20 protein-coding genes are annotated in these 15,398 nt (G+C 68.0%); 17 read left to right on the plus strand and 3 right to left on the minus strand.

Annotated features, from left to right (window positions below; all coding sequences use genetic code 11):
• Positions 1 to 19 precede the first annotated feature (19 nt).
• Both fusA and tuf read left to right on the plus strand, forming a co-directional pair.
• Entirely contained in the window at positions 20 to 2,140 is a 2,121-nt protein-coding gene (fusA, locus tag IE295_RS26930) for an elongation factor G (protein WP_190066374.1), read from the plus strand.
• A 173-nt stretch (positions 2,141 to 2,313) separates the two neighbouring features.
• Positions 2,314 to 3,507 (plus strand): elongation factor Tu, encoded by a 1,194-nt coding sequence (gene tuf / locus IE295_RS26935; protein ID WP_190066375.1) that lies wholly within the window; start codon positions 2,314 to 2,316, stop codon positions 3,505 to 3,507.
• Between the two features lie 100 nt (positions 3,508 to 3,607).
• On the opposite strand, the gene IE295_RS26940 is transcribed toward tuf, so the two are convergent.
• The 3 genes from IE295_RS26940 to IE295_RS26950 all read right to left on the minus strand — a co-directional run bounded on the left by IE295_RS26940 (position 3,608) and on the right by IE295_RS26950 (position 7,786).
• Entirely contained in the window at positions 3,608 to 4,474 is an 867-nt protein-coding gene (locus IE295_RS26940) for a metallophosphoesterase family protein (protein ID WP_190066376.1), read from the minus strand.
• Between the two features lie 82 nt (positions 4,475 to 4,556).
• Positions 4,557 to 5,561, minus strand: a complete 1,005-nt coding sequence (locus IE295_RS26945) for an ArsR/SmtB family transcription factor (RefSeq protein WP_224323507.1) — start codon at positions 5,559 to 5,561, stop codon at positions 4,557 to 4,559.
• Between the two features lie 98 nt (positions 5,562 to 5,659).
• A complete protein-coding gene (locus IE295_RS26950) occupies positions 5,660 to 7,786 on the minus strand; it encodes a PIG-L family deacetylase (RefSeq protein WP_190066377.1) in 2,127 nt (708 codons plus the stop codon).
• A 614-nt stretch (positions 7,787 to 8,400) separates the two neighbouring features.
• On the opposite strand from IE295_RS26950, the gene rpsJ reads away from it, so the two are divergent.
• The 15 genes from rpsJ to IE295_RS27025 all read left to right on the plus strand — a co-directional run bounded on the left by rpsJ (position 8,401) and on the right by IE295_RS27025 (position 15,221).
• On the plus strand, positions 8,401 to 8,709 hold the full coding sequence (gene rpsJ, locus IE295_RS26955; protein WP_003948644.1) for a 30S ribosomal protein S10: 309 nt from the start codon (positions 8,401 to 8,403) through the stop codon (positions 8,707 to 8,709).
• A gap of 13 nt (positions 8,710 to 8,722) precedes the next feature.
• Positions 8,723 to 9,367, plus strand: coding sequence for a 50S ribosomal protein L3 (rplC, locus tag IE295_RS26960; RefSeq protein ID WP_086567349.1), 645 nt, complete (start codon positions 8,723 to 8,725; stop codon positions 9,365 to 9,367).
• 8 nt (positions 9,368 to 9,375) lie between these two features.
• Positions 9,376 to 10,026, plus strand: a complete 651-nt coding sequence (rplD, locus tag IE295_RS26965) for a 50S ribosomal protein L4 (RefSeq protein ID WP_190066378.1) — start codon at positions 9,376 to 9,378, stop codon at positions 10,024 to 10,026.
• Complete coding sequence (rplW, locus tag IE295_RS26970; protein WP_030368414.1) at positions 10,026 to 10,349, plus strand: 50S ribosomal protein L23; 324 nt, start codon at positions 10,026 to 10,028, stop codon at positions 10,347 to 10,349. The genes rplD and rplW overlap by 1 nt, the downstream gene beginning before the upstream one ends.
• A gap of 40 nt (positions 10,350 to 10,389) precedes the next feature.
• Positions 10,390 to 11,226, plus strand: coding sequence for a 50S ribosomal protein L2 (gene rplB, locus IE295_RS26975; RefSeq protein WP_190066379.1), 837 nt, complete (start codon positions 10,390 to 10,392; stop codon positions 11,224 to 11,226).
• A gap of 12 nt (positions 11,227 to 11,238) precedes the next feature.
• The gene (gene rpsS / locus IE295_RS26980; protein ID WP_030368412.1) at positions 11,239 to 11,520 is read left to right on the plus strand and encodes a 30S ribosomal protein S19; all 282 of its coding nucleotides are present in this window, start codon (positions 11,239 to 11,241) and stop codon (positions 11,518 to 11,520) included.
• Positions 11,521 to 11,563: 43 nt separating this feature from the next.
• Positions 11,564 to 11,911 (plus strand): 50S ribosomal protein L22, encoded by a 348-nt coding sequence (gene rplV / locus IE295_RS26985; protein ID WP_031012097.1) that lies wholly within the window; start codon positions 11,564 to 11,566, stop codon positions 11,909 to 11,911.
• Entirely contained in the window at positions 11,911 to 12,741 is an 831-nt protein-coding gene (gene rpsC, locus IE295_RS26990; protein ID WP_095580665.1) for a 30S ribosomal protein S3, read from the plus strand. The genes rplV and rpsC overlap by 1 nt, the downstream gene beginning before the upstream one ends.
• A gap of 5 nt (positions 12,742 to 12,746) precedes the next feature.
• Positions 12,747 to 13,166, plus strand: coding sequence for a 50S ribosomal protein L16 (rplP, locus tag IE295_RS26995; protein WP_030368409.1), 420 nt, complete (start codon positions 12,747 to 12,749; stop codon positions 13,164 to 13,166).
• Positions 13,166 to 13,390 (plus strand): 50S ribosomal protein L29, encoded by a 225-nt coding sequence (gene rpmC / locus IE295_RS27000; RefSeq protein WP_030368408.1) that lies wholly within the window; start codon positions 13,166 to 13,168, stop codon positions 13,388 to 13,390. Before rplP ends, rpmC begins: the two co-directional genes overlap by 1 nt.
• Complete coding sequence (gene rpsQ / locus IE295_RS27005; RefSeq protein WP_019888756.1) at positions 13,390 to 13,671, plus strand: 30S ribosomal protein S17; 282 nt, start codon at positions 13,390 to 13,392, stop codon at positions 13,669 to 13,671. Before rpmC ends, rpsQ begins: the two co-directional genes overlap by 1 nt.
• A 103-nt stretch (positions 13,672 to 13,774) precedes the next feature.
• The gene (rplN, locus tag IE295_RS27010) at positions 13,775 to 14,143 is read left to right on the plus strand and encodes a 50S ribosomal protein L14 (protein WP_099199421.1); all 369 of its coding nucleotides are present in this window, start codon (positions 13,775 to 13,777) and stop codon (positions 14,141 to 14,143) included.
• 3 nt (positions 14,144 to 14,146) lie between these two features.
• Positions 14,147 to 14,470, plus strand: a complete 324-nt coding sequence (rplX, locus tag IE295_RS27015) for a 50S ribosomal protein L24 (protein WP_030368405.1) — start codon at positions 14,147 to 14,149, stop codon at positions 14,468 to 14,470.
• Positions 14,470 to 15,030 carry a 50S ribosomal protein L5 gene (gene rplE, locus IE295_RS27020; RefSeq protein ID WP_086567288.1) on the plus strand — a complete coding sequence of 187 codons (561 nt, stop codon included), beginning with the start codon at positions 14,470 to 14,472 and terminating at the stop codon, positions 15,028 to 15,030. Before rplX ends, rplE begins: the two co-directional genes overlap by 1 nt.
• A 5-nt stretch (positions 15,031 to 15,035) precedes the next feature.
• Positions 15,036 to 15,221 carry a type Z 30S ribosomal protein S14 gene (locus tag IE295_RS27025; protein WP_071964550.1) on the plus strand — a complete coding sequence of 62 codons (186 nt, stop codon included), beginning with the start codon at positions 15,036 to 15,038 and terminating at the stop codon, positions 15,219 to 15,221.
• Positions 15,222 to 15,398 lie beyond the last annotated feature (177 nt).

Genomic DNA, 15,398 nt, shown 5'->3' on the forward strand with positions numbered 1-15,398 from the left:
CGAGAGAAGACTGAGCCATATGGCCACCACTTCGCTTGACCTGGCCAAGGTCCGCAACATCGGGATCATGGCCCACATCGACGCGGGCAAGACGACCACCACCGAGCGGATCCTGTTCTACACCGGCGTTTCGTACAAGATCGGTGAAGTCCACGACGGCGCTGCCACGATGGACTGGATGGAGCAGGAGCAGGAGCGCGGCATCACGATCACGTCTGCCGCGACGACCTGCCACTGGCCGCTTGAGGGCGTCGACCACACCATCAACATCATCGACACCCCGGGCCACGTCGACTTCACCGTCGAGGTGGAGCGTTCGCTGCGCGTGCTCGACGGTGCCGTGACGGTGTTCGACGGCGTCGCCGGTGTCGAGCCGCAGTCCGAGACGGTCTGGCGTCAGGCCGACCGTTACGGCGTGCCGCGCATCTGCTTCGTGAACAAGCTGGACCGTACCGGTGCCGAGTTCCACCGCTGTGTCGACATGATCGTCGACCGCCTGGGCGCGGTTCCGCTGGTCATGCAGCTGCCGATCGGCACCGAGGCCGACTTCAAGGGCGTGGTCGACCTCGTCCAGATGAAGGCGCTGGTCTGGTCCGCCGAGGCCGCCAAGGGCGAGATGTACGACGTCGTCGACATCCCGGACACCCACATCGAGGCTGCCGAGGAATGGCGCGGCAAGCTCCTCGAGGGCGTTGCCGAGAACGACGAAGAGATGATGGAGCTCTTCCTGGAGGGCCAGGAGCCCACCCAGGAGCAGCTGATGGCGGCCATCCGCCGCATCACTCTCGCCTCCAAGGGTGGCGGCGACGTCACCGTCACCCCGGTGTTCTGTGGCACCGCGTTCAAGAACAAGGGCGTTCAGCCCCTGCTCGACGCGGTCGTGCGCTACCTGCCGTCGCCGCTGGACATCGAGGCCGTCGAGGGCCACGCGGTCAACGACGCCGACGAGGTCGTCAAGCGCAAGCCGTCCGACGACGAGCCGTTCGCTGGTCTTGCCTTCAAGATCATGAGCGACCCGCACCTCGGCAAGCTCACCTTCGTCCGGGTTTACTCGGGCCGCATGGAGGCCGGCACTCAGGTGCAGAACTCCGTGAAGGGCAAGAAGGAGCGCATCGGCAAGATCTACCGGATGCACGCGAACAAGCGTGAGGAGATCGACTCGGTGGGTGCCGGCGACATCGTCGCCGTCATGGGTCTGAAGCAGACCACCACCGGTGAGACCCTCTGCGACGCCGCGAAGCCGGTCATCCTCGAGTCCATGGACTTCCCGGCGCCGGTGATCCAGGTCGCCATCGAGCCGAAGTCCAAGGGCGACCAGGAGAAGCTGGGTGTCGCCATCCAGCGCCTGGCCGAGGAGGACCCGTCCTTCCAGGTCCACACGGACGAGGAGACGGGCCAGACCATCATCGCGGGTATGGGCGAGCTGCACCTCGACGTGCTGGTCGACCGTATGCGCCGTGAGTTCCGCGTCGAGGCCAACGTCGGCAAGCCGCAGGTCGCGTACCGCGAGACGATCCGCAAGGCCGTCGAGCGCATCGACTACACGCACAAGAAGCAGACTGGTGGTTCCGGCCAGTTCGCGAAGGTGCAGATCGCGATCGAGCCCCTCGAGGGCGACGGTTACGAGTTCGAGAACAAGGTCACCGGTGGCCGCATCCCGCGGGAGTACATCCCGTCCGTGGACGCGGGTTGCCAGGAGGCCATGGAGTTCGGTGTTCTGGCCGGCTACCCGCTGACCGGCGTCAAGGTGACGCTGCTCGACGGTGCCTACCACGACGTCGACTCCTCCGAGCTCGCGTTCAAGATCGCCGGTTCCATGGCGTTCAAGGAAGGTGCCCGCAAGGCGTCGCCGGCTCTGCTCGAGCCGATGATGTCCGTCGAGGTCACCACCCCCGAGGACTACATGGGCGACGTCATCGGTGACATCAACTCCCGCCGTGGCCAGATCGAGGCCATGGAGGACCGTCACGGCGCCAAGCTCGTCAAGGGCCTGGTTCCGCTGTCGGAGATGTTCGGCTACGTCGGCGACCTCCGCAGCAAGACCTCGGGTCGCGCAAGCTACTCGATGCAGTTCCACTCCTACGCCGAGGTTCCGCGGAACGTCGCCGAGGAGATCATCGCGAAGGCCAAGGGCGAGTAACGAGCTCCGTCTCCATAGACGAGGCTCACGCCGTAGGCTTGACACCGACCGCTGGGGCATACCACGGCAAACCGTAAGGTTTCGCCGCGGTTGCCCCGGCGGCCGGCACCCCAGCAAAGATCCCTGGCGCCGATCGAAGTAAGGCGTACAGAACCACTCCCAGGAGGACCCCAGTGGCGAAGGCGAAGTTCGAGCGGACTAAGCCGCACGTCAACATCGGCACCATCGGTCACGTCGACCACGGTAAGACCACTCTTACCGCGGCGATCACCAAGGTGCTGCACGACGCGTACCCGGACCTGAACCCCTTCACGCCTTTCGACGAGATCGACAAGGCCCCGGAGGAGCGTCAGCGCGGTATCACCATCTCGATCGCGCACGTCGAGTACCAGACCGAGTCGCGTCACTACGCCCACGTTGACTGCCCGGGTCACGCGGACTACATCAAGAACATGATCACCGGTGCCGCCCAGATGGACGGCGCGATCCTCGTGGTCGCCGCGACCGACGGTCCGATGCCGCAGACCAAGGAGCACGTGCTCCTGGCCCGTCAGTCGGGTGTTCCGTACATCGTCGTCGCCCTGAACAAGGCCGACATGGTGGACGACGAGGAGATCCTGGAGCTCGTCGAGCTCGAGGTCCGTGAGCTCCTCAACGAGTACGAGTTCGCCGGTGACGACGCTCCGGTCGTCCGCGTCTCCGCGCTGAAGGCGCTGGAGGGCGACAAGGAGTGGGGCGAGAAGCTCCTCGGCCTGATGAAGGCCGTCGACGAGAACATCCCGCAGCCCGAGCGTGACGTCGACAAGCCGTTCCTGATGCCGATCGAGGACGTCTTCACGATCACCGGTCGTGGCACCGTCGTCACCGGTCGTATCGAGCGTGGTGTCCTGAAGGTCAACGAGACCGTCGACATCATCGGCATCAAGACCGAGAAGACCACCACCACGGTCACCGGCATCGAGATGTTCCGCAAGCTGCTCGACGAGGGCCAGGCCGGTGAGAACGTCGGTCTGCTCCTCCGTGGCATCAAGCGCGAGGACGTCGAGCGCGGCCAGTGCATCATCAAGCCGGGTTCGGTCACCCCGCACACCGAGTTCGAGGCCACGGCGTACATCCTCTCCAAGGACGAGGGCGGCCGCCACACCCCGTTCTTCAACAACTACCGTCCGCAGTTCTACTTCCGTACGACTGACGTGACCGGTGTTGTGACCCTCAAGGAGGGCACGGAGATGGTCATGCCCGGCGACAACGCCGAGATGACCGTGTCCCTGATCCAGCCCGTCGCGATGGAGGAGGGCCTGCGCTTCACCATCCGTGAGGGCGGCCGCACCGTCGGCGCCGGCCAGGTCACCAAGATCAACAAGTAAGTTCTCTCTTACTTGACGGTCTGAGAGGGCCCGCACACCTTCGGGTGTGCGGGCCCTCTCGCCTTTTCCCGGACAGGTCCGTTCAGTCCGCTCGGTCCGCTCAGTCCGCTTCCGGGACGTACGGCAGGATCTGCCGCAGCAGCCCCTTGGGGTGCCCCCGGCGCCGCCATTCCCTCGGATAGCCGATCGAGACCTCCTCGAACCGGACCCCGTCGTACCAGGTGGTGCGCGGGATGTGCAGATGGCCGTACACCACCGCCGCGGTGCTGAACCGGGTGTGCCAGTCCCTGGTCAGGACGGTGCCGCACCACTGGGTGAACTCCTGGTACGTCATGACCTCCGTGGGCTCGCGCACCAGTGGCCAGTGGTTGACGAGCACCAGCGGCAGGGACGGGTCGTGCGCCGCCAGCCGCTCCTCGGTGGCCGCCACCCGCGCCCGGCACCAGTCGTCGGCGCCCTCGTACGGCTCGGTGTGCAGCATGTACTCGTCCGTGCACACGATGCCCGCCGCGCGGGCCTGGGCCAGCGACTCCTCCTTGGTGGCGGCCGTGGGGGTGCGGAAGGTGTAGTCGTACAGCGTGAACAGCGGCGCCACCGCCACCGGCCCGCCCTCGCCCTCCCACACCGGCCAGGGGTCCTCCGGCGTCACCACGCCCATGCCCCGGCACAGCTCCACCAGCCGCTCGTAGCGGGCCGGGCCGCGCAGGGTGACCGGGTCCGTCCGCGGCGTCCACAGCTCGTGGTTCCCCGGGGTCCAGACGACCTTGGCGAAGCGGCCGGCGAGCAGCTTGAGCGTGCGCTCGACGTCCGCGAACTTCTCGGCGACGTCGCCGGCCACGATCAGCCAGTCGTCGTCGGTGGTGGGGCGCAGGGATTCGGCGATGGGCACGTTGTCGGTCATGCCGGTGTGCAGGTCGCTGACGGCCAAGAGCCGTCGGCCTGGGCTGGGCGAATTCGGCTGCTGCATGGGCCTACGGTAGGGGGTGTGATCCGACGGCCCGTCAGCAGCCGTCCTCGAAGGCCCCGGGCACCGCGGGCGGCCGCACGGCTCAGACCGCGCCGTCCCGCGCGAGCGGCCCCCGTCCGTTGAGCAGGTCCCGGCCCAGGACGCTGAGGGTGTGGTACGCCCGGCCGTTCGTACGGTGCGTGGTGATCAGCCCGGCGTCCCGCAGGACGGTGGCGTGGTGGCTGGCCGTGGCCATGGCGATGCGCACCTTGCGGGCCAGTTCGCTGGTGGTGCAGCCGCGCGCGGTGGCCTCCAGGACCTCGGCCCGGGTGCGGCCCAGCAGGGCGGCCAGCGGCGGCTCCCCGCGGGGCTCGCGCGGGCCGTGGACGCCCGCCAGCCAGCCGGGGTCGTGGACCACCGGGTAGACGAGCACGGGCGGCAGCTCCGGATCCCGCAGCACGGTGGGGGCGCGCCAGCAGAAGAAGGAGGGCACGAGCCTGAGCCCGCGCCCTTCCAGATACACGTCCTCGTTGGTGCCGGGGATGGCCACCTCCAGCACGGGCGGGTTCCAGCGCACGGCGGGGTGCAGGGTGGACAGCAGGTGCTCGCCGCCGCTGTGCAGCATGGACTGCGAGCGGGCGGCCCGGTCGGCCGAAATGTGCTCCCGCAGCTTGCCGAGGTAGGGGCGGACCGCGAGGTCGTGGAAGGCGGTGATGCCGTCGCCCAGGGCGTGCAGGGCGGCGCTCTCGCCGTCGGCGAGGGCGCGCACGAAGTGCAGGTCCTGGCGCTCGGGGGCCAGGAGCTCCAGGTCGCGGCGCAGAGTCCGGCGGGGCAGGGACAGCATGGCGTCGAGGCCGTCGCGCAGGCCGTCGGCGGATTCCGGCGGGGTGAGGAAGTCGGGGGAGTAGCCCCGGGGCGGGGCCAGGGCCAGCAGCCGGCGCATGGGGTCCGTCAGCCGGCCGCGGATCCGCTCGCGCCATTGCCCGAAGACCAGGGGGCCCTGGCCCGTCTGGACCATGTGGGCGGCCAACAGCGTTTCCCACATGATGTCGGGCTCCGCCGCCACCCTGATCCGGCCGAGGTCGACGCCCGTGAAGTGAATGCGCACGCCCTTGCCACTGCCCCTGTGGGGGGCGGCTTGAACGTGGCGGGGGCCGAGGAGGGGGACTCCTCGGCCATTCGGGTGAAACCGGCGCGTACGACGCCTCAGGCGCCGGAGCCGGGCGCCGGACGCCACACCCAGGGGGTGGCGTCCGGGCTCAGGCCCACGGCGCACGGCCGGTGGCTCGCGTCGGTGAGCAGCGCCGGGGAGCCCACGGGGACGTAGGCGGTGGGCGGGAGCAGCGGGGAGTCCCCGGACTCGGCGTCGGTGAGCTGTATCCCGCCGCTCATGGCGCGGCCGAGCACCATCATCGAGTCCGTGCGGCCGCGCCGGGGGACGGTGGCCGCGGAGAGCTCCCCGTATCCGGCGAAGGAGCGCAGGCCGCCTCCCGTGGTCCGGTCGGCGCCGGTGCCGTCCTCGGCGAGGCGGTAGGCGGCGGGCTCGGCGGCGGCCGGCGTGCGGTAGACGACGGTGAGCGCGCCGTCCGGGCCGAGGGCGGCACCCACCCGGTCGCCGCCGGGGCCCGGCAGCCCCTTGAGCGGCATGTGGCGCACCGGCTTGCCGGGGGCCTCCTGGCTCCAGTGGTGCACGGTGTCGCGGCCGACGCCGAAGACGTGGACGCGGTTCTGCCGGTCCAGGGCGGCCGTCAGCCCCTCCTGGACCTCCTGGCCGTGCAGGCTCTGCCACTTGCCCCACGTGCCGTCGGGCTCGCGGACGCGGCTGGAGAGGCCCTTGCCGGCGTTGCGGACGAAGAGGTGGACCCGGCCGTCGGGGGTGGCGACGGCGGCGGGCATGCCCACCCGGCGGCCGCGCTCGGCCTTGCGCTCGGGGTTGCCCAGGCCCGTCCAGGCCTTGAAGGAGCCGCCGGGGGTGCGCTGCTCCAGGACGACGATCTCGCGGCTGTTGGACCGGCCCTGGCCCTCCAGCCCCGAGAAGCGCAGGGCGAACAGCAGGCGCCGGCCCTTGGCGTCCTTGACGGCGGCCAGGGAGGGCGCCAGCGGCCCGCCGCCCAGGTTCTGCGGCGCGCCCCAGCGGCCGCTTCCGGGGGCGGACTCCTGCCAGCGCACGGCCTGCAGGCCGAGGACGCCGTAGGCCTCCAGGCGGCCGGAGCGGTCGCTGTCCGCGACGACGGTGGCGCCGGGGTAGCGGTAGTGGGTGGAGCGGATCCAGCCCTTGCGGTTCTTCAGCGGGCGGTCGCCGCCCTGGCCGTAGTCGCCGCAGCCGGCGGTGTTGCCGCACTCCCAGGAGGGCGAGCCGCCGTAGGCCTCGACCAGGCGGTGCTTGCCGGTGACGATCTCGGTGGGGAGGTTGTGCGGCCAGCGCTGGTTGTAGTAGCCGCGGAAGGAGTTCACCGAGAAGCGCGGCGGGTGCCCGGCCCGCCGGGTGGTCTCGCCGACCCACTGGGAGAGCGCCTTCCAGGTGAACAGCGCCGTCGGGGTGTGGTCGCGGTGGTCCGAGCACGCTCCGTAGTCGTTGTCCTTGGGGTGGGTGGCGTCGTGGACCTGGTAGTCGGGGTCGGGGTCCATGGTGTGCACGACCGTCGGCTCGAACTTCGCCATGATCCCGGCGAGCGCGTCCACCAGGGTCTTGTGGCGGTAGGTGCTGACGGTGGTGCACGGCGAGCCGGCGGCCACCATGCTCTGCATCACGGCGTACGGGCGCTCCCACAGCTGGGGCAGCCGGGTGTTGCCCGTGGAGAGCATGGCGATGTTGAGGAAGATCAGCCGGGCCGCGCGCCTGCCGTTGGTCAGCTCGTTGGTCTCGGCCCGGACACCACCCGGAAGGTCGATCACGGACTTCTTCCAGGGGGTGAACCTGTCCTTGCCGATCATCTCGGCGTAGGCCTGGCGCAGGCCCTGGTGGCGGGCGGAGGAGTAGGCGGCCTTGTCGGCCCGGGGCGGGGGCATGCCCGGGATCCAGTTCTGCCCGACGGCCTCGCCGGCGGTGACGTAGACGGAGACGACGGGGACGCCAGCGGTGACCAGGTGCTGGGCGTCGGGGTTCATGAAGAACAGGTCGTCGTCCGGGTGCGCCATGATCTGCAGCAGCAGGGGGCCCTTGGCGTTGTTGAACGACTGCGTAGCGCTGGGGTCGACGGACTCCATGGCGTCGGGGGAGGTCACCCGGGCCGAGCTCCCGCCGCTGCAGCCGGCCGCCGTCAGCGCCGTCGCGGCGGTGATGCCCGCGAGTACGGCCCGGCGCGAGACGCCCCTGCGCTGTGAGATGTTCAACTAAGTGTCTCCGTCCCGTCGTGCAGCGCGCGCAGCCCCCGGCTGCCCCAGCGTGTTAGGGGACGATGGAGGCGGGACATGGGTTGCCCAAGCCACGACAAAGCCTTCTCGTTCCTGCGCCGGACCGGTCCGGCCGTGCCCGCCGGACGGGTGACGGCCGCGGTGCCGGGCTCTTCGGGACCATAGTGTCCCGTATGTCGGCGGGGTGGTTTGACAAGTGCGCCGCTCGGGGTACGGTCTTCTGCTTCGATTGGCGCCTCTTCGGGACCGTATGGCACACTGTTCAGGTTGCTCGGTTGAGTGCCGATGCTGCGCGCCTCCCGCCGGGAGGACTGGAAGCGAGTCCCGCAGTACTCGTCGTCCCTTATGAGGGGCGGAAGTACGGGAATCTTCCGGGAAGTGTCAGCGGGGCCCCAGCCAGGCACTCGGTGGGTGTCTTTCCCCCACAACCCCCTTCATCAGGGAATTTCCTTAGGGAAATCTGCTGGAAGGGGCGCGACACGCCCGACCGCGTGGGTCGGAGGTGGAGTGGGGAAGGACCGCGTTCGGAAGCGATTCCGGGCGCAGCCGGCCGAGTCCCAGAGCGTTACGAGAGACAGGACTACTGAGTAGCCATGGCGGGACAGAAGATCCGCATCCGGCTCAAGGCCTACGACCACGAGGTCATCGACTCCTCGGCGAAGAAGATCGTCGAGACGGTGACGCGCACTGGTGCGTCGGTCGCGGGCCCGGTGCCGCTGCCCACTGAGAAGAACGTGTACTGCGTCATCAAGTCGCCGCACAAGTACAAGGACTCGCGCGAGCACTTCGAGATGCGCACGCACAAGCGCCTCATCGACATCCTCGACCCCACGCCGAAGACGGTTGACTCGCTCATGCGTCTCGACCTGCCGGCCGGCGTCGACATCGAGATCAAGCTCTGAGGTGACGCGCGAGATGGCTAAGAACATTAAGGGCGTCCTGGGCGAGAAGCTCGGCATGACCCAGGTCTGGGACGAGAACAACCGGGTCGTTCCGGTGACCGTCGTCAAGGCCGGGCCCTGTGTCGTCACCCAGGTCCGCACCAACGACAGCGACGGCTACGAGTCGGTCCAGATCGCCTTCGGCGAGATCGACCCGCGCAAGGTGAACAAGCCCCTCAAGGGTCACTTCGCCAAGGCCGACGTCACCCCGCGCCGCCACCTGGTGGAGCTGCGTACCGCTGACGCCAGCGAGTACACGCTCGGCCAGGAGATCACCGCTGCCGTGTTCGAGTCCGGCGTCAAGGTTGACGTCACGGGCAAGAGCAAGGGCAAGGGCTTCGCCGGTGTCATGAAGCGTCACAACTTCAAGGGCCTCGGCGCCGGTCACGGCACCCAGCGCAAGCACCGCTCCCCCGGTTCCATCGGTGGCTGCGCCACCCCGGGCCGCGTGTTCAAGGGCCTCCGCATGGCGGGCCGCATGGGCAACGAGCGGGTCACCACCCAGAACCTGACCGTCCACGCCGTTGACGCGGAGAAGGGCCTGCTCCTGATCAAGGGTGCGGTTCCTGGTCCGAACGGCGGCCTCGTCCTGGTCCGTACCGCGGCCAAGGGGGCCTGAGGTAACCGATGAGCACCATTGACATCCTTTCGCCGGCAGGCGACAAGGCCGGGACCGTCGAGCTCCCCTCGGAGATCTTCGACGCGAAGGTCAGCATCCCGCTGATCCACCAGGTCGTCGTCGCGCAGCTGGCCGCTGCCCGTCAGGGCACGCACAAGACCAAGACCCGTGGCGAGGTCCGCGGCGGTGGCCGCAAGCCTTACCGCCAGAAGGGCACCGGTCGCGCCCGTCAGGGTTCGACCCGCGCGCCGCAGTTCGCCGGTGGTGGCGTCGTGCACGGTCCCGTGCCGCGTGACTACTCGCAGCGCACGCCCAAGAAGATGAAGGCCGCCGCCCTGCGCGGTGCCCTCACCGACCGGGCGCGCCACAGCCGCATCCACGTCGTGTCCGGCGTGGTCGACGGCGCGGTGTCCACCAAGGCTGCCAAGGCCCTCCTCGGCAAGGTCAGCGAGCGCAAGAACGTGCTCCTGGTCGTCGAGCGTGCCGACGAGGCCGCGTGGCTGTCCGCCCGCAACCTGCCCCAGGTTCACATCCTGGAGCCGGGCCAGCTGAACACGTACGACGTGCTCGTCTCCGACGACGTGGTCTTCACCCAGGCCGCCTTCGAGTCCTTCGTGTCTGGCCCCAAGGCCGTTGAGACCGAAGGGAGCGAGGCCTGATGACTGAGGCCGTCGTCACCAGCAAGACGTTCTCGGACCCGCGCGACCTGCTGGTCAAGCCGGTTGTCTCCGAGAAGAGCTACGCGCTGCTGGACGAGAACAAGTACACGTTCATCGTCGACCCGCGCGCCAACAAGACCCAGATCAAGCAGGCCGTCGAGGCGGTCTTCTCGGTCAAGGTCACCGGGGTCAACACGATCAACCGTCAGGGTAAGCGCAAGCGCACCAAGACCGGTTTCGGCAAGCGCGCCAACACCAAGCGCGCCATCGTGACCCTCGCCGAGGGCGACCGTATCGACATCTTCGGCGGTCCGACCGCCTAACGGCGGTCTGGATCGTCCGAAATCGGACGAGGACTGAGAAATGGGTATCCGCAAGTACAAGCCGACGACCCCGGGCCGTCGTGGCTCCAGCGTCGCCGACTTCGTCGAGATCACGCGGTCCACGCCGGAGAAGTCGCTGGTCCGCCCGCTGCACAGCAAGGGTGGCCGTAACAACACCGGTCGCGTGACCGTCCGCCACCAGGGTGGCGGCCACAAGCGCGCCTACCGCGTGATCGACTTCCGTCGTCACGACAAGGACGGCGTGCCGGCGAAGGTCGCTCACATCGAGTACGACCCCAACCGCACCGCGCGCATCGCGCTCCTGCACTACGCGGACGGCGAGAAGCGCTACATCATCGCCCCGGCGAAGCTGAGCCAGGGTGACCGGGTTGAGAACGGCCCCACGGCCGACATCAAGCCGGGCAACAACCTCCCGCTCCGCAACATCCCGGTCGGTACCACGATCCACGCGATCGAGCTCCGTCCCGGTGGTGGCGCCAAGTTCGCCCGCTCCGCCGGTTCCTCCGTGCAGCTGCTGGCGAAGGAGGGCACCTACGCCCACCTGCGCATGCCGTCCGGTGAGGTCCGCCTGGTCGACGTCCGCTGCCGCGCCACTGTCGGCGAGGTCGGCAACGCCGAGCAGTCGAACATCAACTGGGGCAAGGCCGGCCGCATGCGCTGGAAGGGCGTTCGCCCGACCGTCCGCGGTGTCGCGATGAACCCGGTTGACCACCCGCACGGTGGTGGTGAGGGCAAGACCTCCGGTGGTCGCCACCCGGTCTCCCCGTGGGGTCAGAAGGAGGGTCGTACTCGTTCTCCCAAGAAGGCGAGCAACAAGTACATCGTCCGCCGCCGCAAGACGAACAAGAAGCGCTAGGAGCGGGTTTAGATGCCGCGTAGTCTCAAGAAGGGGCCCTTCGTCGACGACCACCTCATCAAGAAGGTGGACGCCCAGAACGAAGCCGGCACCAAGAACGTCATCAAGACCTGGTCCCGTCGCTCCATGATCGTGCCGGCCATGCTCGGCCACACGCTCGCGGTGCACAACGGCAAGACGCACGTCCCGGTGTTCGTCACCGAGTCGATGGTCGGCCACAAGCTCGGCGAGTTCTCGCCGACCCGCACCTTCCGCGGCCACGTCAAGGACGACCGCAAGTCGAAGCGCCGCTAAAGGCGGGGTGTGAACGACTATGACTGACACCGAAGGGACAACCATGGAAGCCAGGGCCCAGGCGCGGTACATCCGCGTCACGCCCATGAAGGCCCGCCGCGTGGTGGACCTCATCCGTGGCATGGATGCCACGGAGGCTCAGGCGGTCCTGCGTTTCGCCCCGCAGGCCGCGAGCGTGCCGGTGGGCAAGGTGCTGGACAGCGCCATTGCCAACGCCGCGCACAACTACGACCACACGGACGCTTCGTCGCTGTACATCAGCGAGGCGTTCGTGGACGAGGGCCCGACCCTGAAGCGGTTCCGTCCGCGTGCCCAGGGCCGTGCCTACCGGATCCGCAAGCGGACCAGCCACATCACCGTGGTCGTCAGCAGCAAGGAAGGAACCCGGTAATGGGCCAGAAGGTTAACCCGCACGGGTTCCGACTCGGCATTACCACCGACTTCAAGTCGCGTTGGTACGCCGACAAGCTGTACAAGGACTACGTCAAGGAAGACGTTGCCATTCGTCGCATGATGACGAAGGGCATGGAGCGCGCCGGCATCTCGAAGGTTGAGATCGAGCGCACCCGCGACCGCGTCCGCGTTGACATCCACACCGCCCGCCCGGGCATCGTCATCGGCCGCCGTGGCGCCGAGGCCGACCGCATCCGTGGCGAGCTGGAGAAGCTGACCGGCAAGCAGGTCCAGCTGAACATCCTCGAGGTCAAGAACCCCGAGGTCGACGCTCAGCTGGTGGCCCAGGCCGTCGCCGAGCAGCTGTCCTCCCGCGTCTCCTTCCGTCGCGCCATGCGCAAGAGCATGCAGTCGACGATGAAGGCCGGCGCCAAGGGCATCAAGATCCAGTGCGGTGGCCGTCTCGGCGGCGCCGAGATGTCCCGCTCGGAGTTCTACCGCGAGGGCCGTGTGCCCCTGCACACGCTCCGCGCGAACGTCGACTACGGCTTCTTCGAGGCCAAGACGACCTTCGGTCGCATCGGCGTCAAGGTCTGGATCTACAAGGGCGACGTCAAGAACATCGCCGAGGTCCGTGCCGAGAACGCCGCCGCCCGTGCGGGCAACCGCCCGTCGCGTGGTGGCGCCCAGGACCGCCCGGCCCGTGGTGGCCGTGGTGGCGAGCGTGGCGGCCGCGGCCGCAAGCCGCAGCAGAACGCCGCTGCCGAGGCCCCCAAGGCCGAGGCCGCTGCCGCTGCTCCGGCTGAGTCCACCGGAACGGAGGCCTGACCGACATGCTGATCCCTCGCAGGGTCAAGCACCGCAAGCAGCACCACCCCAAGCGGAACGGCATGGCCAAGGGTGGCACCGAGCTCGCCTTCGGTGAGTACGGCATCCAGGCCCTGACCCCGGCCTACGTGACGAACCGGCAGATCGAGTCCGCTCGTATCGCCATGACCCGTCACATCAAGCGCGGCGGCAAGGTGTGGATCAACATCTACCCGGACCGTCCGCTGACGAAGAAGCCGGCCGAAACCCGCATGGGTTCCGGTAAGGGTTCTCCGGAGTGGTGGATCGCGAACGTCAAGCCCGGTCGGGTGATGTTCGAGCTGTCCTTCCCGAACGAAAAGGTCGCTAAGGAGGCGCTCACCCGCGCCGCCCACAAGCTTCCGATGAAGTGCCGCATTGTTCGGCGCGAGGCAGGTGAGTCGTGATGGCCGCTGGTATCAAGGCGACCGAGCTGCGTGAGCTGAACGACGAGGACCTCGTCGCGAAGCTCCGTGAGGCCAAGGAAGAGCTGTTCAACCTCCGCTTCCAGGCGGCGACCGGGCAGCTTGAGAACCACGGTCGGCTCAAGTCCGTCCGTAAGGACATCGCCCGGATCTACACCCTGATGCGCGAGCGCGAGCTGGGCATCGAGACGGTGGAGAGCGCCTGATGAGCGAGAAGAATGTGACTGAGACGAACGAGCGCGGTTTCCGCAAGACCCGTGAGGGTCTCGTCGTCAGCGACAAGATGGACAAGACCGTCGTCGTCGCCGTCGAGGACCGTGTCAAGCACGCGCTGTACGGCAAGGTCATCCGCCGTACGAACAAGCTCAAGGCGCACGACGAGCAGAACGCCGCCGGTGTCGGCGACCGCGTCCTCCTGATGGAGACCCGGCCGCTGTCCGCCACCAAGCGCTGGCGCGTCGTCGAGATCCTCGAGAAGGCCAAGTAATTTCTGAGGGGGTTTCCCCTCGGATAAGTTCCGCCAGGCTCGGCGTGGGGCCTCAATCCGTTGAGGCCCCCGCCGGGAACCGGCAGACGATCAGGAGATAGACGTGATCCAGCAGGAGTCGCGACTTCGGGTCGCCGACAACACTGGTGCCAAGGAGATCCTTTGCATCCGTGTTCTCGGTGGTTCGGGTCGCCGCTACGCGGGCATCGGTGACGTCATCGTCGCCACCGTCAAGGACGCGATCCCCGGCGGCAACGTGAAGAAGGGTGACGTCGTCAAGGCCGTCATCGTTCGCACCGTCAAGGAGCGCCGCCGTCCGGATGGCTCGTACATCCGCTTCGACGAGAACGCCGCTGTCGTTCTCAAGAACGACGGTGACCCCCGCGGCACCCGTATCTTCGGCCCCGTGGGCCGAGAGCTGCGCGAGAAGAAGTTCATGAAGATCGTCTCGCTCGCGCCGGAGGTGCTGTAACCGATGAAGATCAAGAAGGGCGACCTGGTCCAGGTCATCACCGGTAAGGACAAGGGCAAGCAGGGCAAGGTCATCGTGGCCATGCCCAGCGAGAACCGCGTCCTCGTCGAGGGTGTCAACCGGGTCAAGAAGCACACCAAGGCCGGCCAGACCGCTCGCGGTTCGCAGACCGGCGGCATCGTGACGACCGAGGCCCCCATCCACGTGAGCAACGTTCAGCTCGTCGTGGAGAAGGACGGCAAGAAGGTCGTCACGCGTGTCGGTTACCGCTTCGACGAGAACGGCAACAAGATCCGCGTTGCCAAGCGCACCGGTGAGGACATCTGATGACTGCCACCACCAACGCGCCGCGTCTCAAGCTGCGCTACCGCGAAGAGATCGTCGGCAAGCTGCGTGAGGAGTTCTCCTACGAGAACATCATGCAGGTTCCCGGCCTGACCAAGATCGTGGTCAACATGGGTGTGGGCGACGCCGCCCGCGACTCCAAGCTGATCGAGGGCGCCATCCGCGACCTCACCACGATCACCGGCCAGAAGCCCGCCGTCACCAAGGCTCGCAAGTCCATCGCGCAGTTCAAGCTGCGTGAGGGCCAGCCGATCGGCGCCCACGTCACCCTCCGTGGTGACCGCATGTGGGAGTTCCTGGACCGCACCCTGTCGCTCGCGCTCCCGCGCATCCGCGACTTCCGTGGTCTGTCCCCGAAGCAGTTCGACGGTCGGGGCAACTACACCTTCGGTCTCACGGAGCAGGTCATGTTCCACGAGATCGACCAGGACAAGATCGACCGTGTCCGGGGTATGGACATCACCGTGGTGACCACGGCGACCAACGACGACGAGGGCCGTGCCCTCCTTCGTCACCTCGGCTTCCCCTTCAAGGAGGCGTGACCGAGATGGCGAAGAAGTCTCTGATCGCGAAGGCTGCGCGCAAGCCCAAGTTCGCGGTCCGTGCGTACACCCGCTGCAACCGCTGCGGCCGTCCGCACTCCGTGTACCGCAAGTTCGGCCTCTGCCGCGTGTGCCTTCGTGAGATGGCTCACCGTGGCGAGCTGCCGGGCGTGACCAAGAGCTCCTGGTAACAACCCACTTGGGTTGACCAGGGCTCTCGGTAAGCATCAAGGACGGTGGGGCCCGGCTCTTCACTCGCGTAGAGTTGAAGGGTTGGGCGCCCGCCGCCCATGACCGTCTTACTACGCCGTAGGTCCCCGCGCCGCACCCGCTCCGACTCAGTTCGGGGAGAGGGATGGCGCACATAG

The organism is Streptomyces griseocarneus (assembly GCF_014655595.1).
Lineage (GTDB): Bacteria > Actinomycetota > Actinomycetes > Streptomycetales > Streptomycetaceae > Streptomyces > Streptomyces griseocarneus.